We start from the raw sequence: 22,334 nt of genomic DNA on the forward strand, positions 1-22,334 counted from the left end.
GTATTTATTTTAGTTAATTTAATTTTGTAATGTTACTATCAAGTATGTATTTAGCATAAAAATTCGACAAATAACCTATAGCTAGTTCATTTTCACGAAAAAACAGTTATCGGCAGTATTTATTTTATTTTCAGATGGACGCAACAAATTAAAACCAAATAATTACAAAGGAGAAATGAAAATGTTACATAACAACTCTTCACAAACTTCCTCAGTAATTTGTAATAACAACTCTCTCTCTTCTCCTACCTATCCTCTTAGTTCTCCCCAGCAAGCCATCTGGTTTGATCAGGCTATTCATCCCCATTCTTCTAACTACAACCTCAGCATTTTTATCTGCATTGAAGGAGAATTGAAGGAAACATTATTTGCCCGTGCCTTTGAATCTGTTGTTGATTGTCATGACACTCTGCGTTTGCAGTTTATCAACACCCACGCTTTACCCAGCCAAAAAGTTGTTCACTCTCTCCCTATCACCCTGGATATACAAGATTTTTCATCCCGTCCAGATGCTGAAACCAGAGTAAAACAATACATGGATGCCGAGTTCATGCGCCCATTTCACCTGAGTGAGACCCTGTGGCGCACCACATTATTGCGAGTCAGCAATACCTGTCGGTACTGGCAATTTTGCTGTCATCATTTGGTCATTGATGGCACAGGGATGTTCCTACTCATCAACAAGGTTATTGATGCCTATAACCGCCTGATGAAAGGAGAAACCCTGAACAACTCCGCTCACTCTTATCTGGATTTTATTACGGATAACCTCAATTATCTTGCTTCCGAACACTACTCACACGACAGGCAATTTTGGTTGAAACGCTATGAAAACCTGCCTCCTCCCTTGCTCCAGCCTGTCAATGGCAATAACACGACAAACCATAAACAAACCAAACCCGCTGCTCCTCAGCCTGTCATTTGGTCAATCGATCAGGCTCTTTTTAAACGTATCGAGAAAGTGGCTGGCGGACAGGGATTACCCTTCCTGCATTTCATGTATGCCATCCTGACCTGCTATTTCACCCGAACAACAGGTGTCAATGAAATTGTCATTGGTGTTCCCGTGCACAACCGCAAAAATACGCGACAAAAGTCCACGATGGGAATGTTCGCATCCGTGCTCCCTATTGGTATCACCCTTTCACCGGAAGATACGTTTCGTGATGTCATGCGCAAAGCCGCAACTGAAATGAGTCTTTGCCATGAGCATCAACATTTTCCCATCGCAGAACTCAACCGACAAATACACTCGCGGCAACAAAGCGGAAATGCGCGATTATTTGACGTGACTTTATCTCTCGAACCGTTTAAAGCCAATTTGCATATGGAAGGAGAAAACGTCAACGTCAAACAGTTAGAGCTACATTCTGGTATTCCCTATCCTCTTTGTATCAGAATGAAGCAATACATAAATACCGCCTGTCCTGAAGATACTCATTCCCCGATTTCCATTGAATTCTATTTTTCTCCTGATTATCTGAGTATCACAGAAGTTATGGCGCTCCGCTCCCGTCTTGCTGTCCTGCTTGACGCCGCTCTCACTTCTCTGGAGATGCCCTCTCTTACGCAGACAAAAATAGTCAATCTGCCAATCCTGCCCGATATTGAACGCCAACAGGTATTGATGGATTTCAATACCACCCAAGCCGAGTTCCCGCAAGATACTCTGATTCATCAACTGTTCGAAGCACAAGTGCGGCGCACACCAGATGCCATTGCCGTGGTCTTTGAAGAGCAATCGCTGAGCTACGATGAATTGAACAAACGCGCCAACCGTCTGGCGTATCAACTGATTGCTCTCGGCGTGCGTCCTGATGATCGGGTGGCAATTTGTATTGAGCGTAGTCTGGAAATGGTGGTCGGTTTATTAGCTATTCTCAAGGCCGGTGGCGCTTTCGTTCCCCTTGATCCGACTTATCCAACCACGCGGCTGGCATATATGCTCAATGACTCAGCCCCCGTGGCGCTGGTTACTCAAACAACGATGACAAAAATAGGGAACCGTCACCTGCCAACCATTCTGCTGGATATTCCAGACTATTCTGTTTTGAATGAAAAATCGGAAGAAAACCCAGAGATCCAAGCATTGGGGCTGACCTCCCGTCATCTGGCTTATGTTATCTATACTTCCGGCTCCACCGGACAGCCCAAAGGGGTCATGATAGAACATCGCAGTTTGTGTAACTTGATTACCACCCAGCAAGACATGCTAGCCATCACTCCAAACAATCGGATCTTGCAATTTGCCTCAAACAGTTTCGATGCCTGTATTTGGGAATGCTGCATGGCGCTATTGGCAGGTGCTCGCCTTTACCTTGCCAGGCGGGAGAGCCTGCTGCCGGGAACAACCTTGTCTCACTATTTAGAGACTCACGCCATTACTCACACCCTCTTGTCCCCCACTGCTCTGGCAAGCATGGACACACTTCCGGCAACCCTGCAAACCTTATTGGTGGGAGGGGAAGCATGTCCACCTACGCTGACCAAACGCTGGGCACAAGGACGGCAGATGATCAATGCATATGGCCCGACAGAATCCACAGTGTGTGCTACTCTTTGCCGATGTGAAAGTCAGGAAGACAATGCCCCACCGATTGGCCGTCCCATCGCCAATACCCAGATCTATATCCTTGACATGCACGGTCAACCCGTCCCGCGAGGAGTCGTGGGAGAAATTCATATCGCTGGGGTCGGTGTTGCCCGCGGTTACCTGAACCGTCCCGAACTCACTGCCGAACGCTTCCTTGCCGATCCGTTTTCCCAGAATCCAAATGCTCGTATGTACAAAACCGGCGATCTGGGACGTTGGCTGCCCGATGGCAACATTGAATATCTCGGCCGTAATGATTTCCAAATCAAACTGCGTGGTTTCCGCATTGAGCTAGGAGAGATCGAAGCAAGGCTACGGCAATGCCACGGCATACGTGAAGCCGTGGTACTGCCCTGTGAAAACAGTCCCGCATCAAAACAGCTGGTCGCCTACTTGCTACCGAAGACAGATACTGAACTGGAACCAATGGCATTACGGCAACAACTCGCACAACACCTTGCAGAATACATGATACCCAGTGCCTTCGTAACACTCGACGCTTTCCCACTCACACCTAATGGCAAACTTGACCGTCAGGCTCTTCCCAAACCCGATCATACGGCAATCGTCACACGCAGTTACCAAGCCCCCAGAGGAGAAACAGAAACCATCCTGAGTCAAATTTGGCAAATGTTGCTCGGAGTGAAATATGTCAGCCGCTGCGATCACTTTTTCGAGCTTGGCGGGCACTCGCTGATAGCCGTTAGCCTGATCGAACAACTACGTGAATTGGGCTGGTCTATTGACATTCAGGTTATATTCACTAAACCCGTATTGAAAGAGATGGCAAAAACGCTACTGTCGGTTCAAAAAAATACCGTTCAAGGAAATACAGAGCAAGAAAAGACAACGGTATTCACTGTACCGCCCAATCTCATCCCTGAAGGCTGTACTGCCATTACCCCAGATATGTTGACGCTAGTTTCCCTATCCCAACACGAGATTAATGCCATCGCCGCAACTCTTCCTGGTGGGGCAGCCAATATCCAAGATATCTACCCTCTCGCACCGCTACAGGAAGGTATTTTGTTCCATCATCTGTTGCAGAAACAGGGCGATACTTATCTGTTACGCAATTTACTTGCCTTCGACACCCGCGAACGGCTCGATACCTTTCTGGCAACCTTACAACAGGTTATTAACCGTCACGATATTTTGCACACTTCAATCTGCTGGCAGGGATTGGCACAACCAGTGCAAGTCGTCTGGCGACAGGCATCTTTGACCGTTAATACATTCTTACCCAATGGCGAACAGGATATCTCCTCCCAATTACTGGCGCACACCAATCCCCACCAGTACCGTCTTGATGTGAGTCAGGCACCACTATTCTCCGCTGACATAACCTATGACCCGCATCAGGATGAGTGGTTACTGGTTTTGTGCATCCATCATTTAATCTGTGATCATGTCACACTGGAACGTATCATTGATGAAATTGATGCATTATTACCTGACCATACCAAGAATAGTTATCTTGACAACCGTCATACTGACAAATTACCCCCAACATTGCCTTATCGTAACTTTGTCGCTCAATCCCTGTATTTGCCGACTTCAGATCATGAAGCCTATTTCCGTCAGGTACTCTCTGATATCGATGCACCAACAGCGCCTTTCGGGATACTGGATATTCACAGTGAGGATAAGCAGATATCAGAGGCTAAACAGCCACTGGATGTGACATTGTCCAAGGCCATCCGCACACAAGCCCGACGTCAGGGGGTCAGTCCCAGTATATTGTTTCATGTTGCTTTAGCACTGGTGCTGGCAAAAACCAGTGGGCGCGACGATGTCGTCTTCGGTACGGTATTGCTGGGACGTATGCAGGGCAGTACCGGCATTGATCACGTTATGGGGCTGCTTATCAATACCCTGCCCATTCGGATCAGGCTTACAGATAATAGCGCACAGGCAACCGTTCAAGAGACCTACCTCAATTTGATGAAGTTGCTGGAACACGAACAAGCAACGCTGACGCTGGCTCAACATTGCAGTAACGTGATCCCTCCTTTGCCACTCTTTAATACACTACTCAATTATCGTCATAGCCAGGCGGATACCACTTTTGCTAAATGGGAAAGTGTGCGTCTGCTGATGCAAGAAGAGAGAGTCAATTATCCTATCGGTTTGTTTGTTGATGATTGGGGTGATGGGTTTAGTTTAGTTGCCCAAACCGTATCGGGCATCGATCCAATTCGTCTGATCGGCTATATGACTACTGCCCTGACGGGGCTGACCGAAGCGCTAGAAACCTCACCCCACCAGCCAATTTTGACTATTTCTATTTTACCCGTTGTGGAGCGCCAACAACTGCTGGTGGATTTCAATGCGCTCCAATCTTCTCAAGACGCTATATTCTCCCAAAATACAGCCACTGACCTCCCACAAGACACGTTTATTCACCAACTGTTTGAAAAGCAAGTACAGCAAAACCCCGATGCAATTGCTGTCATCTTTGAAGAGCAATCGTTGAGTTATGTTGAATTGAACCGTCAAGCCAATTGCTTAGCGCATTATCTGATTACCTTAGGTATCCGCCCTGATGATCGGGTGGCAATTTGTTCTGAACGCAGTCCGGCCATGATGGTGGGATTACTCGCTATCCTTAAGGCCGGCGGTGCCTATGTCCCGCTTGATCCAGGCTATCCAGCCGAACGACTGGCTTATATACTTGAAGATGCAGCTCCCGTTGCCTTGCTCACCCAGACTTTATTCACCCAAACAACGTTAATCAATCGACTGCCCAACGTACCCATTGTGGATCTCAATAATCTTGCATTCTTTACAGCAAACATGCCAATCAATAACCCAGATCCCAAAGTGCTTGGCCTAACCTCACGCCATCTGGCTTATGTGATTTATACCTCTGGTTCAACAGGCTTGCCCAAAGGGGTAATGAATGAACATCGTGGTGTCGTGAATGGTCTGCTTTGGTCACAAAAGGCTTATCAACTAACCCCGCAGGATCGGGTCTTACAGAAAACACCTTTTAGTTTTGATGTTTCCGTTTGGGAGCTATTCCCACCCCTGATGTTTGGAGCACAATTAATTTTGGCTCGCCCCGATGGTCATAAAGATCCACACTATTTACTGTCTGAGATAGAAAAACGCCAGATTACTATTATCTATTTCGTGCCTGCCATGCTACAGCAATTTGTCCACGCCATTCCTGCCGGATGTTGCCCTTCTTTACGCCATATTTTATGCAGTGGTGAAGAGTTTCCTTATGTCTTGCAGCAGAAATGTCTGTCCCATTTTGCGCACTGTCAGTTACATAACCTATATGGCCCAACTGAAGCTGCAATTCATGTCACCGCTTGGCAATGCGTGCCTGACCGTTATATCGGACGAGTACCGATTGGGAAACCCATAGCCAATATTCAAATTTATCTGCTTGATAGTCACAAAAAACCCGTGCCAATCGGTGTTACAGGGGAGCTTTACATTGGCGGAATCGGGGTTGCCCGCGGTTATCTGAATCTTCCAGAACTAACCGCAGCACGCTTCCTTGCTGATCCTTTTTCTTCAGATCCTGATGCCCACCTATATAAAAGTGGTGATCTGGCTCGTTGGTTGCCTGACGGTAATATTGAATACCTTGGTCGTAATGATTTTCAGGTCAAGATCCGTGGTTTCCGTATCGAACTCGGCGAAATTGAGACGACATTGGCGCAATGTCGCGGTGTGCGAGAAGCGGTTGTGATTGTCCGAGAAGATACACCGAATGAAAAGCGCCTGGTTGCTTATCTGCTCGCCGAACCCAATACGATATTGATACCAGCAGAACTACGCCAGCAACTGGCACAACACCTCGCTGAGTATATGCTACCCAGTGCCTTTGTGACGCTTGAAACCTTTCCATTAACACCCAATGGCAAACTCAACCGTCAGGCACTGCCAGTGCCAGATCAAACAGCACTCGCGACCCGCAATTATGCAGCGCCCATCGGAAACATAGAAACAACGTTGGCCAAGATTTGGCAAGAATTGCTGACATTGGAACAAGTTGGTCGTCATGATCATTTCTTTGAACTCGGCGGGCATTCCTTACTCGCCATTCAGCTTGCCACACGCATACGCCAGAAACTGACGCGAGAATTGCATTTGCAGCAACTCTTTTCCCATCCTGTCCTGGTGGATTTAGCTACCTTGCTCATCGACACGCCTATGACAACCCAAGTCGTTATTCCCGCTACCAATCGCAATCAACCACTGCCACTCTCCTTCTCCCAACAACGCTTGTGGTTCCTTGCTCAACTCAATACCAAAGCCAATCTGGCCTATAATATCCCGATAATCCTGCATCTTAACGGGTATCTCGATCATGCTGCACTTACAGCTGCGCTTGATCATCTCGTCAGCCGACATGAAAGTTTGCGCACCCGTTTTATCCTGATTGATGAACAACCTTACCAACACATCGATAGTGCAGATACGGCTTTTTCTCTGACCTATCGGGATCTGCGCAAATTAGACAAAACTTCCCACATGGCCCGTATTAACGAATTCGCGGAACTTGAAACACAAACCCCATTCGATTTCGCTAATGAGTCAATGATTCGAGGTCAATTATTACAACTGTCTGATGAAGAACATGTGCTGATCCTTACCCAGCATCACATCATCACCGATGGCTGGTCAGTAGGAATATTGCTCCGCGAGCTGAGTGCCCTCTACCGTATTGCACAAGGGAAATGTAGCGATCCTTTACCCCACCTTCCCATCCAGTATGCGGACTATGCCGTCTGGCAACAGAAATGGCTGCAAGGTGAGGTTCTCACTGCACAACGGGATTTCTGGCAGAAACAACTGGAAAACGCACCAACATTACTGGCTCTCCCTATTGATTACCCACGTCCGCCAGAACAAAGTTATACAGGCGCTCATGTGCCCGTTCACCTGAATGCTGATTTATTGTCGGCTCTCAAAGCGCTCGGACAACGGCAGGATGCAACATTATTTATGACTTTGCTTACAGCCTGGAGCATCGTGCTTGCCCGTTTGAGCGGACAAGATGATATTGTCATTGGCACTCCTGTTGCCAACCGTTCATTAAGTGAACTTGAGGGTTTGATCGGCTTTTTTGTCAACACCTTACCTTTACGCATCAAACTGGAACAGTGCAACTCGGTGGCAAATCTGCTTACTTATGTTCGTGAACAGACGCTGGCAGCTTATGCACATCAAGACCTGCCTTTTGAACAATTGGTGGAAGCCCTAAAACCTGAACGCAGCTTGGGTTACAATCCGATTTTTCAGGTTATGCTGGCCCTGAACAATACGCCCACTCAATCCCTTGAATTACCCGATTTATCAGTCTCGTTGATGGCGCCGCCCCACCACAGCGCGTACTTCGACCTGACACTGTCACTGACCGAAAGCCAGAGTGGTCTCAGTGGCTATCTGGAATATGCATCAAGTCTATTCGACCGGACGACAGTTGAACGCATGGTAAGTTATCTCACCAATGTACTGACTGCCATGACAACCGATGAAACACAGGCTATTGCTCGCCTGCCGATGTTGCCCGTTACAGAACGCCAGCAATTATTGGTTGATTTCAATGCCCCTCAAGCTGACTTTCCGCATAATACGTTGATTCACCAATTGTTCGAAGCTCAGGTACAACGCACACCAAATGCTACGGCGGTGATCTTTGAAGAACAATCCTTGAATTATGACGAACTGAACTGCCGAGCCAACCAACTGGCACATAGTTTGATTGCTTTTGGTGTACGCCCTGATGACCGCGTAGCAATTCAGGTTGAACGGGGTTTGGATATGATCGTTGGTCTATTCGGGATCTTAAAAGCAGGTGCCGGTTATATCCCGCTTGATCCAGAATATCCTGCCGAACGGCTGATTTATCAGTTATCAGACTGCAATCCTGCCATATTGCTGACCCAGAAACATTTACACACACGCTTACCAATACAAGATATTCCAATCTGGTTGTTGGACGATGAAATTCATCAAGATAACCTGCAAAAACAGCCTAAATATAATCCTGACAGCAGGCAAACAGGCGTTCAGCCGCATCATTTGGCCTATATCATCTACACCTCAGGTTCAACCGGAAACCCCAAAGGCGTCATGCTGGAACATCGCAATGTTGTCAGCCTTATCCATGCTCATTGCCAGATCAGTGAACCTGCCTTGGGGGATCGTATTCTGCAATTTGTGACCTTCGCATTTGATATTTCAGTGTCAGATATTTTCCCTACTCTGGCATCGGGTGCCACGCTGGTTCTGCGCCCACCTCATATCAAAATACCGAATAGCACGTTTGTTGATTTTTTACGTGAACAGAAAGTGACAATCATTAATATACCGACTGCTTTCTGGCACCATTGGGCGCAAGAAATGAAGGCTAGACGTGTCGGTTTCAGCCCCTATATACGCACCGTTATTGTTGGGGGAGATAAAGTGGAACACCGCTATTTAATGGATTGGCTGTCGTACCCGGAAACCCAATCCTGCCGCTGGTTTAACGCTTATGGCCCGACAGAAATTACCATCACGGCTACGGCTATGCTGATAGATAAAGCAATGGTGATAGATAACAAACATATTCCGTCCATCACCAATAATATTCCGATTGGCCGGCCACTGTCCAATACACGTATCTATATTTTGGACTCACTTGGTCAACCGGTTCCTATCGGCGTGAGTGGCGAAATCTATATCGGCGGAATGGGGGTCGCCCGTGGTTATTCCAACCGACCAGAGCTGACAGCAGAGAAATTTGTTGTCGATCCCTTTAGCGAACATTCCAACGCTCGCATGTATAAGACCGGAGATTTGGCTCGCTGGCGATCTGACGGCAATATCGAGTATCTTGGCCGCAATGATTTTCAGGTCAAGCTACGCGGCTTCCGTATCGAACTGGGAGAAATCGAAACCAGATTGATGCAATGCCCCGGCGTGCGTGAGGCTATCGTGCTTGCCCGTGAAGATAAACTGGGTGATAAGCGCCTGATTGCTTATCTGATCGCCGAACCGAATATGAAACTGGGACCGACAGAACTGCGTCAGCAACTGGCACAACATCTCGCCGACTATATGCTGCCCAGCGCATTTGTGATACTAGATGCTTTTCCGTTGGCGCCTAATGGCAAGATTAACCGCCAGGCACTACCGATGCCAGATCAAACATCCATTGCAACCCATACTTATGAAGAGCCGCTCGGTGAAATGGAAATTGCCCTGGCTGAGATTTGGCAAGCATTATTAGGGCTGGAAAAGGTTGGGCGTTATGATCATTTCTTTGAACTCGGTGGTCATTCCCTGATGGTTGTCAACCTGATTGAGCGGCTACGCAACCGAGGTTGGCACCTTGATGTTCGTACTGTATTTTCCACACCAACACTGGCGAAAATGGCGAAAGTAATGCAGGAAATTCAAGATGATGAATCCTCGCTTACCGCTCCGCCCAATCTCATCCCCGATGGTTGCTCCACCATTACTCCCGATATGCTGCCGCTGGTTTCTCTGACACAGCACGAGATTGAGACTATCGCTGATACCGTTCCTAATGATGCCAACAATATTCAGGATATCTACCCACTTGCGCCATTACAGGAAGGTATGCTGTTCCATCATCTGCTACAAACACAAGGAGATGTTTATCTGTTGCACCTCTTGCTTGCTTTCAACACCCGCGAGCGTCTTGATGCTTTTCTGGCTGCTTTACAACAGGTTATTAATCGTCACGATATTCTACGCACTGCCATCTGCTGGCAGGGTTTAACACAGCCAGTACAAGTTGTTTGGCGCCAGGCACCTCTGTGTATCAAAACCTTTGTGCCAGATAACGATAAGGACGTTCCGTCTCAATTGTTGGCACAGACAGATCCATACCAACACCGCCTCGATATCAGCCAGGCTCCGCTATTCTCTGCTGATATCACGCATGATCCGAATCAGGGCGAGTGGTTGTTAGCGTTGTGTTGCCACCATATCCTCAATGACCATATATCGCTGAATATCATCATTGCTGAAATCAATGAACTCCTGCATCATCGTACTGAAAAATTACCGTCTATCTTACCGTACCGCCATTTTATCGCCCAATCCCTGCGTGTGCCGATGCCAGATCACGAAGCCTATTTCCGGAAAATACTCGCTGATGTGGATACACCAACTACGCCTTTCGGCATATTAGATGTTCACAGTGGAAACAGACCTGTCACTGAGATCATCAAGCCACTTAATGCAACACTAACCCGTGCTATTCGCAAACAGGCACGCCGTCAAGGAGTTAGTCCCGGAGTCTTGTTTCATGTCGCCTTGGCACAAGTTCTGGCAAAAATAAGTGGGCGAGATGATGTCATCTTCGGCACAGTCTTGTCAGGACGTATGCAAGGAAGTGCCGATATTGAGCGAATTCTGGGACTGTTTATCAACACCCTGCCCGTGCGGATCACGCTTGCGGGGAACAGCACACAAGAAACTGTGCAAGCAGCTTACCGCAATTTGACGCAGTTACTTGAACATGAACAGGCACCACTGGCGCTAGCTCAACGTTGCAGCGGTGTAGCACATCCTCTGCCGCTTTTTAATACACTCCTTAATTATCGCCATAGCCAACCAAATGTTGCCAATACCCTATGGGAAGGTATACGTCTGGTAACAGGACGAGAAAGAACTAACTATCCCATCTATCTGGCTGTAGATGATTTGGGGAAAGGTTTCCTGCTGACAGCTCAAGCTATACCAGGAATCGATCCGGCACGCCTGATTGCTGATATGACAACTGCTTTAGCGGATCTGGTAAAAACATTGGAAACCGAGCCACAAAAACCCATCATGAACATTGCTACCCTGTCTGCCACAGAACGCCAGCAGCTACTGACCGATTTCAACGCTATTCAGGCTGACTTACCGCAAGACACACCAATATCAGGCCAATCTACTATTGGGACAATTTCCGGTTACGAAGCGCCTCTCGGTGATGTGGAAACTGCTCTGGCTGAGATTTGGCAAAAATTGCTGAAACGGGAACGAGTCGGTCGTTATGATAATTTCTTTGCATTGGGAGGTCATTCATTGATAGCAATACAATTGTTGGCTCGTATGCATGAACAAGACATGGCAATTCCATTAGCGACCTTGTTCACTCATCCTACACTATGTGAACTGGCCAGGGTTATAAACTCAAATCGCTCAACTGTAGCAAATAGCCCAAACTGATACCATTAGCCAAAATAAAATTAAGTGGTTCCACAGCCTGTGGAGCCACCTTCGACAAACAATGCCGGATAAATAATATTTCCTCTGAACCGTACCTTTCAGAAAACGCCTTTAATTAAAATTAGGTTGCCCATTAGATGCGTTTACCCCGCCATCTATCGGTAAGTTCACCCCATTAATGAAACTGGCATCTTCGCTAGCCAAAAATGCAATAGCTGCTGCCACTTCAAAAGGTTGACCCGCTCTTTTTAGCGGAATACGACTATCGAAATGCGCAAGGGTTTCATCATCAAAACGAGCCACCATTGGCGTCAATACTAAACTTGGGCAAACAGCATTGACACGAACTCCTTGTGAACCATGATCCAGCGCCATCGCACGGGTTAAATTCACGACAGCACCTTTTGCTGCGCAATAATGAGCGCCTCCCCAATCTCCCCCCAAGCCAGATACCGAGGCATTATTGACAATACATCCTTTACTTTTTAGCAAATAAGGTAAAGCAGAATAGCTACAATTGAGTACACCATTGAGATTCGTAGCCAGTACTGCATTACCGTCTTCTTGTGAAGTACTCAATAAATCACCAACCACATACAAACCTGCGTTGTTCACCAAAATATCTATTCGGCCAAAATGCCTGACTGTTTCATCAACCATATTTTTAGCCGATTCTCGGTCCGCAACATCTGTCTGAATCACTAACGCTTTGCCCGAAGGCAATTCACTCAATACACGATTAAGCTTCTCTGTATCGCGCCCAGCTAACACCACAATGGCTCCTTCTTGTGAGAAACGCTTTGCTGTAGCCTCGCCAATGCCACTACCTGCGCCAGTAATAATGACAACTTTATCCTCAAATCGAATCATTTTATTACCCTCATTGATATATTTTTAAAGCTAACCGTGTGATATCAAATACAATTAACAAATGGGTTCTATTTTTAAGGACAGGAACAAAATCTCATTACACAATTCTTTATGGTCAGGTGATACCAAATATTTTTATAACTGAGATTGGTTCTCGACCCCTAAATGGAGAATCAAGCAATACCATTGACCTCATTTCTTCTTAGAATTTATATATCAGTTAGCATGGTGTATTTAAGGTATTGACTTAAGACTGGATATCAATTTATCCAAAATAGATGTTATCTCGTTGCCAGATAGTGCGTTTTAATTTCATAAAAAAACATTCAATCATCATATCTCCCAGAATATTATTTTTTAATTATCTTGCTATGTCTTTTTTTATACTTGGTTAATCATTAAATAGTTGATAACGTGTTGAACAGAGTTTCCCCTCAATAAAATTAGATTAATTAATCACAATGTAAAATATTACTCATCTAATATTGAATATAATGTGCTTATTTACATATCTGACAATTATAGCTAGTTACCAACAATTATTAAGTGTTATAAAATCAAAAATCCAGATGTATATTAACGACTGTTTTAGGTTAAGAAAAATAAATCAAATTGATTAACCATGTACACTTTACCTTATATAAATAATTTTTTCGCAAGGAGTGCAATACCTAATTAATTCATATAACTCAAGGGGAAAATGATGACATACAAACAGCTTCACTCTCCCGAAACAAAATATCCATCATGGAAATCCAATGATGCTCCATTATTTATCATCCTTGGACAATCTAACAGCTATGGTCATGGCACACAATTGCCGCCAAATAAAAGGATTACTCAAGGTTTAAATAATGTATTCACTCTATCCCTACCAGAGGTCTATAGCACTCACTTTTCCAAAATTCACTGGACAGGATTAACCAGCTTCGGAAGTGCCAATATTGGTGCTCCCATCGGTTTACCTCGCGGCAACCAAGATCATCCTTACAACGCAGCCAACCGCTTTGCTAAATTTTGGCAAGATCATATCAATCAGGGAAATGCACTGTATTTACCGGATCTTTACGTGATTTTAATGGGCTGGGGAGGACAAGGAATGTATCTAGATAATTCCCCTGATAACCGCTGGGCACCAGAGCGTGATGCCAGGGATGTGGAGTCCCTCTATCCCCGTGTCATTAGAACCTTACGCATGGCAATTCATTCATTGCGTAATATGGGCAAAAAAACGCGTATTTTGGCTATTCATTGGAATCAATGGGAAGCAGAAACAGAGAGTTTAGATGCAGCCAAAGCATCAGAGATGAATTTTACCCGCATTATTACAGGTATTAACGATGCTATCGGCTCTCATAATATTCCGTGGCGGTTATATTACCCACTTTCAGTCGCTTTTGATCCCATCAATACCAGCTATGTGAATGAAGCAATTAAAGATGTTATTGCCGCTGCACCTAAATATCGTACTTTAATTGATGCAAGGAATTCGCCAAATTACACTGGCATTGCTTCTGAATATGGCGTCTTCCTACCCGATGAAATGCATTATAATGGCAAAACTCAAACCTGGTTCGCCCAACAAGAATGGGAACGGATTTTGACCGGTTATCGCGGCAATGAAATATAAATAATATGGCGGTTTATGCCGCCATACAAATTAATATATAGTTTGGCTTATTTTATTTAGGCTACTGGTTATTGCATTATTTTAGATATTCGCCGCTACGAAGGGCTTCAATACGCTTATCCAACGGCGGATGAGATAAGAATAACTCACTGAAACTCTTAGCTTTGCCATTAATACAGAATGCCATCATTCTCCCCTCTTCCTGAGGTTCATAACTGGTCTTAAGACGTTGCAATGCTGCAATCATCTTTTCGCGACCAACCAATTTCGCTGATCCTGCATCCGCATGGAATTCACGGTAACGGGAGAACCACATGGTAATAATACTTGCCAGAATACCAAATACGATCTCCAACACCATGGAAATCACCATGTAAACAATTGGATTACCATTACTGCTGCTTTCACTTTCATCATCGTTGCTGGAAAGGAAACTTGCAGCAGCTTGTGCAATGATACGTGAAATAAAGATAACGAATGTATTCACAATACCCTGCAACAATGTCATCGTCACCATATCACCATTAGCAATATGGCTAATTTCATGTGCAATGACGGCTTCAGCTTCATCACGGCTCATATTGTTCAGTAACCCTGTACTAACAGCAACCAGAGAAGCATTACGGCGTGCCCCTGTAGCAAATGCGTTAATATCCAAGGCATCATAAATAGCCACTTGTGGCATAGTAATTCCAACTTGATCCGCCTGACGACGTACAGTTTCCATCAACCAGGCTTCAGTTTCATTGGAAGGTTTTTCAATAACCTGACCACCAACAGAGCGCAGAGCCATCCATTTCGACATTAACAAAGAAATGAATGCACCACCAAAACCAAACAAACCAGCCATAATCATGAGGCCAGCAACACTGCTCCGCTGAACTCCTGTAAGTGAAAGTATTATTCCAAACACCACCATGACAGCAAGGTTTGTGAGAAGGAATAAGGCGATTCTCATCATATAAATTTGCTTCCTTTAATTATCAAACAGTTCAACTAAGAGTTAAACTATAAGGTGGGGACTAACCCCATATTATTCAAGTTTTTTAAGACGTTAAGCGATAGAAACAACATAACTTTACAATATGATAAAAAAGGCCGACTAACAAGCCGACCTTTTATCTATAACGAATTTTAAAACTACCTCGTTACAGCCATTTCAGCAGGCTGATGCGCCAAATCCAGGGCAATTTTTACAGATTCATCTAAGTAAGGATCCGGCCCTTTATAATCTTTTGGTAAATCATCAAGCGATTTGAGCGGTTTTTTACCTTCCCGTTTAAAGCGTTCATTAAGACGATTCAATTTGTTTGTTTCGTATTCCTTGTTTTCTTTCTCTCTTTGAGCATAGTTCAAGGAGTAAACGCCGTTACGTTCTTTGATGACTTTATAGTAAGCAATATCCTGTTTGATATATTTAAACTCAGGATCATTAGCAATCCGTTGATTATACAGCTTAGTCAGTAGTGGGGTTAACTCTGAAATCACTTTCAAGGAAGTATAATGCGCAGGCTGAATGCTGTCCCAAGGTAACGCATTATCCTCTTGACTTTCCCCTATTTCAGACGGTTCTTTTCCTGTCGGCATAATGATATCAGGCGTTACCCCCTTAAGCTGGGTGCTACCACCATTTATCCGATAGAATTTCTGGATCGTGTATTGCACAGAGCCAATTTCAGGCCATTCAGGTCGTAGCATTTGATCATAAATACGATTCAAAGGGCGATATTGCTGAACGGTACCTTTACCGAAAGAAGACTCTCCCACAATTAATCCACGTCCATAATCTTGCATCGCAGCCGCAAAAATTTCAGATGCAGAAGCACTTCTATTGTCAATCAGAACAACCAGAGGCCCTTTATAGTATCTTGCCTCATCTGTATCTGCCTCCACTTTAACTCTACCGGTATTGTCCCGAATCTGGACAACGGGACCAGTAGGAATAAATAAGCCAGATAACGATACCGCTTCTGTTAGCGCTCCACCACCATTGCCACGCAAATCAATAACAACCGAGACAACCTTCTGTTTAGTGAGTTTCTGTAACTGCACTTTTACATCGTTAGTCAAGCCGACATAGAAACTTGGTATATCCAAAACACCAACCTTCTCTTTCCCTACCGTTTTCACCGACATCTTGACAGCATTATCTTCAAGGCGGATATTCTCGCGGGTTAAGGTAACAATGTGGTTTTTTGCCCCTTTTGTACTTGGAGTGATTTCAAGGCGGACTTTACTCCCCTTCGGCCCTTTAATAAGAGCAACAACATCTTCCAAACGCCATCCAACAACATCGACAATTGGCTTGCCTACTTGCCCAACACCAATGATTTTATCTCCAACTTTCAATAAATTGCTTTTGGCCGCCGGACCGCCTGCAAGCAATGAACGAATGGCAATATACTCATCATCATATTGTAAAGCAGCGCCGATGCCCTCAAGAGATAAGCTCATCTCTGAATTAAACTGTTCTGTATCACGAGGAGAGAGATAACTGGTATGCGGATCTATTTCACGGGCAAAAGCCATCATAATGCTTTGAAAAACATCCTCACTCTTGGTTTGTGTGAGGCGTTTTAATAACGTCCGATAGCGCTTAGTCAGAGTTTCTTTAATTTCTTTATCATCTTTTTTGCCGGATAACTTGAGGTTTATCCAATCAAATTTGATTTTGGCATCCCAAAGCCTATCCAACTCTTCAATACTCTTTGGCCATGGTGCTTTGATACGGTCGGTTTCAATGGTGTCATGACCGTTTAAGTCAACGGGTTGTTCTAAACGGGAGAGCACATATTGATAACGTTCAAAGCGGCGCTTTTGCATAAGATTAAATAGATCATAAGGAAATTTTAGATCGCCATTTTCAAGCTCTTTTCCTAATTCTCCCTTTTGAGACGCGAATGGGACGATATCAGATGCCAAAAAAACATTGTGTCCATAATCCAGTTGATTCAGGTAACGATCAAAAATTTTTCCTGAAAAATCTGCATCCAGATAAAACTGGCGATAATGAGAACGAAGAAAGCGGGAAACAATCCGCTTACTTACTGTGAGATGCTGTGGTTCCGGTTTTAAATCTGGCAGTTGGCTCAGGCTGATAACAGCCGTATTGTGATCATTAATGACATTGGCGTTAGTAGCGTGGCTACCATTCGCGACATTGTCATTAATAGTATCTGCATAACCTATACTAGAAAATGATAGACCTAAAACGAAAGCCAATGTAATGAGTTTGTTCATGCCCAAGTTGGCCTCCGTATCAGAACTTTAAGTGTTCTGCGCGTACAATCATTGCTAAACCAGTAGGTAACTGCACTCTGACACCATCTTTTGCAATTTCAAGCACAGATGCATCCATTAAACTTTTTCCTACGTTTATTTTGATAGTCTGACCGACTTTCAAAGAGGATACGTCAGTGACTGAGTTTAACTCAGGTTGTGCAATTTTTTTTATGGTTTTATCTGCTGGTTTACGCGATTGTTGCGGGCGGTTTTGCGAACGCACCGGACGTTTTTCACCCTCACCTGATCTCTTTTGACGGTGAGGAGCCGGCTTTTTATTCACAGGGCGTTCATTTTTCTTGTCAGATACGTTTTCAGTTTCACGTTTCTTGGCACGCTGTTCAGATCGTTGAGCCTGTACCCGTGCTTTCGCTTCTGCCAGTTGCTGACGCGCATGTTCAATATGTTCAATTTCCAGCTCGCCACACATGTTTCCGTCAAGGTCAACACGCTGGGCTCCTTCTTTTACACCATAGAGATAACGCCAACTGGAGGTATACAAGCGCAAAGCAGAACGGAGCTGTGTTTTACTCAAACACTCCTCATCCTGAATACGTTCAACGATGTCCTGGAAGATCCCGATCTTCAAAGGACGTGCTTCACCTTCTGCTACAAAGCAAAGCGGGAAGCGCTCAGCCAAGAAAGCAATGACTTCTTTACTACTGTTCAACTTAGGTTGATTTTCCATGAAATTTCCTGATTACAACGGTTTTGCCAACCAGCGCAGGCATGAACAGGCGACATTATAATAGCGTTGCTGATAAATGCCACGTTATACGTATGTTAAGTTACGTTCTGTTGTAGATATTTTGACACAACACATTGTTCCAAATGACTACAAAGCCTGATAACTAGCGCTTTCAAGCCATTTTCATCATTCTCGTCAAACCGATCAAAAACTGTGCTATCAATATCCAAAACGCCAATAACTTGCCCATTGATTTCTAAAGGAAGTACAATTTCAGCATTACTGGTGGCATCGCAGGCTATATGACCGGGGAAAGCATGCACATCAGAAATACGCTGTATACTCTTATTTGCAACAGCCGTTCCGCATACACCTTTTCCTACAGGAATACGAACGCAAGCGATCTTACCCTGAAATGGCCCTAAAACTAGGGTATCATCATCAACTAAATAAAAGCCAACCCAATTAACAATATCCAAACGTTCGTATAACAATGCGCTTGTGTTAGCAAGAGAAGCGATAAGATCGTACTCCCCTGATAGCAGTGCCATCAGACTATCTGCTAGCTCTTGATAAAATTCATTCTTATCCATAAGCTCCTACGCAATAGACAATATTTAACAAAATAAAAACAATGATTTTACATAAAATTTTTACCATATTTAACAGACTATTTCTAAGCATAATCTGCCACTATGATTTAAATTTTCTTTCAGAATACCGTCTCTCTTCCTGAATTTAAATTTTCTTTAATTATTTTTACCAGTATTCACTTGTAAAATTTAGGGAGATATCACAGCTTATTTAAAAACTAGCGTGACTTGCACCCAGGATCGTGTCTTGTTACTTTAAGCACAAGCAAAAAAAAGGCCGAGTTCACTCCTCTACTCGGCCTAGGGAAAAATAGCTCTATCAAAGAGCCTTGCGCTAAAAGTTGCCATTGAGACGTAGAACAACTTACGACTTAAAGCGTAGTTGACATACAATGATTTACCAAATTTTAACCATTACCGGTTGGATAGATGGTCACATAAAGCCAATGCCGCTTTCTGGAATGGCTCAACGCTCATTTTTTGATTGGGATGATCGGGATCATTTAAAAGGATTGTCTCTAATGATGATGCAATCACTTTATTGGCTTGCATAAGTTGTGTTGCTCGATCATTCAACGGATACTGCATCAATGTGCTGGGATTTATCACAAACAACGCGCCATTTGCTCGACAATCAAGCATAACCTCTTCGCGAGTAAATGCCCACTGTTTGCCAAACTGTAGCTTGCTAATGGTTTTTATTGGTGCAGCCACTCCCTGAAAAGAGAGAAGCAAAAGAGGCAGAGCCCAAAATAGTCGTTTCATTATTTTTCCCCTGATAGAGACATACCGTGATTTTATCGTTAATTTTCCTGTTTATGTACCCAGATTTGCACCAATCATTCAAGAATCACGCAGGAGGTTGCGTTGCAAAAATCGCTACGCATAGCAATGCGGTTGTACCCAGAATAATTTCCAGCCAGCTATTGATCATCAATTGCTGATAGCACCTTTTCTGTTTTAACTTAGGAACTAAAATATAGCGGTTAATCAAAGCCAAAAGAACCATTCCAATAACCAAAACTATTTTTAACCATAGCATGGATTGGTATTCAGACAGAGCTCGACTGAAAATGGGCCAATCTGGAATGAGAATCACACTACTCACAATTCCTGTCACAATCACCAGAAACACGGCAAAATGCCCATAAAGAGAGAATTTTCTCATGGCTATTACGCTATCTGCATATAGGTTAGTCGCATTCGGCGATAAGTTTGTTTCTGCTGGCGGCCGTAATCGCAAGAATTGCAGACACACTAAGAATGGCCACAATCCACCAAACCAGTAACCTGCACTGAGTAAATGGATAACCTGATTGGCTTGAAGTAATAGCCCTATGCTTCCTTCATACATAGCTGCATGTCCAATGAAAGCATGGTTTGAGAGTAAAATAATCGAGCAACCTAACAACAGGAAATTTCTGACTTTAATATTGGAAAGGAACAGTCCACCAACAGCAAGTACAGCTATCAATAACTGCCATCTCCATACTTGCCCAAAAGAGGTTCCCAAGACAGCCAGCCAGATATCCAGAGCATAAACATCGTGCCAGCCATCCCCCATTAATCCAGCCTGTACAATAAACCAGATGATTGAGGTTATCAAAGCCAGCACAGTGCTGATTAAGATTCCAACTTTTAACCGTTCTCTCATTAGGATCGAGAAATGCCCAGAAACAAGCATTACGGTGAATAAGCTAAGGCCGAACATCAATATGACGACCACAAAATGAGAGAAACGGCAGAATATGTATAGCGCCTCTAGAGAGATCATTATCTTACGGTAAAACTATAAACGCCTTTTGTTTTATGACCATCGACAGAGAGTACACTCCAATCAACACTGTATTTTCCCGCAGTAAGTTTGCCTTCAACTGGCAGGATTAACTTGGTTTTGGTTTCAGGATCGAGTTCCAACTTACCTGTTTTCACTACGGCTCTTTCTGGGCCAATCAATTTTACCTTACTGAATCCAAGTTCAATACGTTCTGAGAAGTTCAAGGTGATAGTTTGTGGGGCAGCTTCAACCGTTGTATTTTCTGCGGGAGTCTGATCTTTCAAATGTGCATGGGCCAAAGCCTGCTGACAAGACATGCCGACAAACAGAACCACAAGAGTAGATAATTTGGTCCAGAATGAACGGATGTTAAGAATAAACATATAGATAACCCTTTAATATGTAGATGAATTCTTTATACTTGAAGGGAGATTCTATACCAAAAAATCTGTTTAATCTGCGGTAATTGACGAGTAATGTCCTGACCTGTGAGACACTACGCAAAAATGGGGATAAAAGAAGGAGAACCGTAACCCCGGTTTCACCATGCATGAAAAAACACGCAAAGAAACGGGAGTTACGATGGAAAAACCGATCAAATTGAAAGACGAAGGCTATATCAGGCGTGTGCCGGTACCATAGACAATCCCTTAAGTTCTTTATCCAACAGGAACAGAGCTTTTCCACTTTCGCCCACCATCTCCAGTTTGTCCAGAATGGATTTGAACAGTTTCTCTTCTTCATGCTGTTCAGCAACATACCACTGCAAGAAATTAAAAGTGGAATAGTCTTGTGTCGTCATCGCTACATGGGCAAGTTTATTAATCTCTTCTGTGATCAATTTTTCATGCTCATAAGTCTGATTAAATACATCAGAGATAGACTTGAATTCTACAGGCGGGGCCTGAATAGCGCCCAATACAGGCATTGAACCAGTGTCACCTAAATAATCAAACAAACGTTGCATATGTTGCATCTCTTCCTGTGAATGAGTCTTTAAAAACGCTGCAGCGCCTTCATATCCTTTATCACTGCACCATGCACTCATTTGCAGGTATAAATTCGCAGAATAAAATTCCAGGTTTAATTGCTCATTTAATTTTTTGATCATTTCTTGTTTTAACATCGGCCAACTCTCCTAATAACTCATTAAACTTGGCGTATTATGCCAATTAAAACCACACAATACAAAAAACAAAATAAAAATATATAAGAATTTGATAAATAAGGTTTTATTCACAACAAATAAACAAGAATAAATCTCATTAAATATGAGAAAATAAGAATCAGTTTTGTTTAATTAAATTTTTATTCAAAAAAACATTTTTAATAAAAATGAGAATTGATATTATTTATGTTTATTAGATGTATTTTTACCCTTTTTTAAACAACTTGCTAAACAAAAAAGAGTCTATTAATTTTCTTTTAGAGAAATTAAAAATGAGTTTTCAGAGAGGCCAAAATGGAACATAACTTAGCCAAATTATCTAAAGATGAAATGAATAAGGTCAATGTTGATTTAGCCGCATCCGGTGTTGCTTTTAAAGAACGTTATAACATGCCTGTCATTCCTGACACTGTTGAACAATCACAACCAGCACATCTGCGGGAATATTTCCAACAACGCTTACAGCATTACCGCCAGCAATCAAAATTACTGTCACGCCTGCCTTATGAGCCTAAAAGTCGCTGAAGGAATGATATGA

At 43.7% G+C, this 22,334-nt stretch carries 12 protein-coding genes and 3 pseudogenes; 6 read left to right on the plus strand and 9 right to left on the minus strand.

What is annotated here, in order from left to right:
- Positions 1-181: 181 nt before the first annotated feature.
- The 4 genes and pseudogenes from BDE27_RS20600 to BDE27_RS20615 all read left to right on the plus strand — a co-directional run.
- Positions 182-4,897: pseudogene (locus tag BDE27_RS20600) on the plus strand (non-ribosomal peptide synthetase); the annotation flags it as partial.
- Positions 4,898-5,065: 168 nt separating this feature from the next.
- A pseudogene (locus BDE27_RS20605) lies at positions 5,066-6,463 on the plus strand (non-ribosomal peptide synthetase); the annotation flags it as partial.
- Positions 6,464-6,571: 108 nt separating this feature from the next.
- Positions 6,572-11,437 (plus strand): annotated as a pseudogene (locus BDE27_RS20610) (amino acid adenylation domain-containing protein); the annotation flags it as partial.
- A gap of 114 nt (positions 11,438-11,551) precedes the next feature.
- Positions 11,552-11,788 (plus strand): phosphopantetheine-binding protein, encoded by a 237-nt coding sequence (locus tag BDE27_RS20615; RefSeq protein WP_479688246.1) that lies wholly within the window; start codon positions 11,552-11,554, stop codon positions 11,786-11,788.
- A 111-nt stretch (positions 11,789-11,899) separates the two neighbouring features.
- Here BDE27_RS20615 and budC read toward each other — a convergent pair whose 3' ends face one another.
- A complete protein-coding gene (gene budC, locus BDE27_RS09020; RefSeq protein ID WP_208638577.1) occupies positions 11,900-12,658 on the minus strand; it encodes a meso-2,3-butanediol dehydrogenase in 759 nt (252 codons plus the stop codon).
- Positions 12,659-13,358: 700 nt separating this feature from the next.
- Here budC and BDE27_RS09025 point away from each other — a divergent pair.
- Positions 13,359-14,288: a sialate O-acetylesterase family protein gene (locus BDE27_RS09025; RefSeq protein WP_244208737.1), complete on the plus strand. Its 930-nt coding sequence runs from the start codon at positions 13,359-13,361 to the stop codon at positions 14,286-14,288.
- A gap of 76 nt (positions 14,289-14,364) precedes the next feature.
- On the opposite strand, the gene htpX is transcribed toward BDE27_RS09025, so the two are convergent.
- The 8 genes from htpX to ftnA form a co-directional block, all read right to left on the minus strand.
- The gene (gene htpX / locus BDE27_RS09030) at positions 14,365-15,249 is read right to left on the minus strand and encodes a protease HtpX (RefSeq protein ID WP_099131309.1); all 885 of its coding nucleotides are present in this window, start codon (positions 15,247-15,249) and stop codon (positions 14,365-14,367) included.
- Between the two features lie 179 nt (positions 15,250-15,428).
- Positions 15,429-17,528, minus strand: a complete 2,100-nt coding sequence (prc, locus tag BDE27_RS09035; protein WP_099131310.1) for a carboxy terminal-processing peptidase — start codon at positions 17,526-17,528, stop codon at positions 15,429-15,431.
- A 19-nt stretch (positions 17,529-17,547) separates the two neighbouring features.
- Positions 17,548-18,258, minus strand: coding sequence for an RNA chaperone ProQ (gene proQ / locus BDE27_RS09040; RefSeq protein ID WP_099131311.1), 711 nt, complete (start codon positions 18,256-18,258; stop codon positions 17,548-17,550).
- A gap of 95 nt (positions 18,259-18,353) precedes the next feature.
- Positions 18,354-18,851 (minus strand): GAF domain-containing protein, encoded by a 498-nt coding sequence (locus tag BDE27_RS09045; RefSeq protein ID WP_099131312.1) that lies wholly within the window; start codon positions 18,849-18,851, stop codon positions 18,354-18,356.
- A gap of 414 nt (positions 18,852-19,265) precedes the next feature.
- Positions 19,266-19,616 carry a YebY family protein gene (locus tag BDE27_RS09050; RefSeq protein WP_099131313.1) on the minus strand — a complete coding sequence of 117 codons (351 nt, stop codon included), beginning with the start codon at positions 19,614-19,616 and terminating at the stop codon, positions 19,266-19,268.
- An 85-nt stretch (positions 19,617-19,701) separates the two neighbouring features.
- The gene (gene copD / locus BDE27_RS09055) at positions 19,702-20,625 is read right to left on the minus strand and encodes a copper homeostasis membrane protein CopD (RefSeq protein WP_099131314.1); all 924 of its coding nucleotides are present in this window, start codon (positions 20,623-20,625) and stop codon (positions 19,702-19,704) included.
- Positions 20,625-21,011 carry a copper homeostasis periplasmic binding protein CopC gene (copC, locus tag BDE27_RS09060; RefSeq protein ID WP_099131315.1) on the minus strand — a complete coding sequence of 129 codons (387 nt, stop codon included), beginning with the start codon at positions 21,009-21,011 and terminating at the stop codon, positions 20,625-20,627. The genes copD and copC overlap by 1 nt, the downstream gene beginning before the upstream one ends.
- Positions 21,012-21,247: 236 nt before the next feature.
- Entirely contained in the window at positions 21,248-21,754 is a 507-nt protein-coding gene (gene ftnA, locus BDE27_RS09065) for a non-heme ferritin (protein ID WP_099131316.1), read from the minus strand.
- A 336-nt stretch (positions 21,755-22,090) separates the two neighbouring features.
- Between ftnA and BDE27_RS09070 the strand changes: the two genes are divergently transcribed.
- Positions 22,091-22,321, plus strand: a complete 231-nt coding sequence (locus BDE27_RS09070; RefSeq protein ID WP_099131317.1) for a DNA polymerase III subunit theta — start codon at positions 22,091-22,093, stop codon at positions 22,319-22,321.
- Positions 22,322-22,334: the final 13 nt, after the last annotated feature.

This window comes from Xenorhabdus ehlersii (assembly GCF_003610465.1).
GTDB classification, from domain to species: Bacteria; Pseudomonadota; Gammaproteobacteria; order Enterobacterales; family Enterobacteriaceae; genus Xenorhabdus; species Xenorhabdus ehlersii.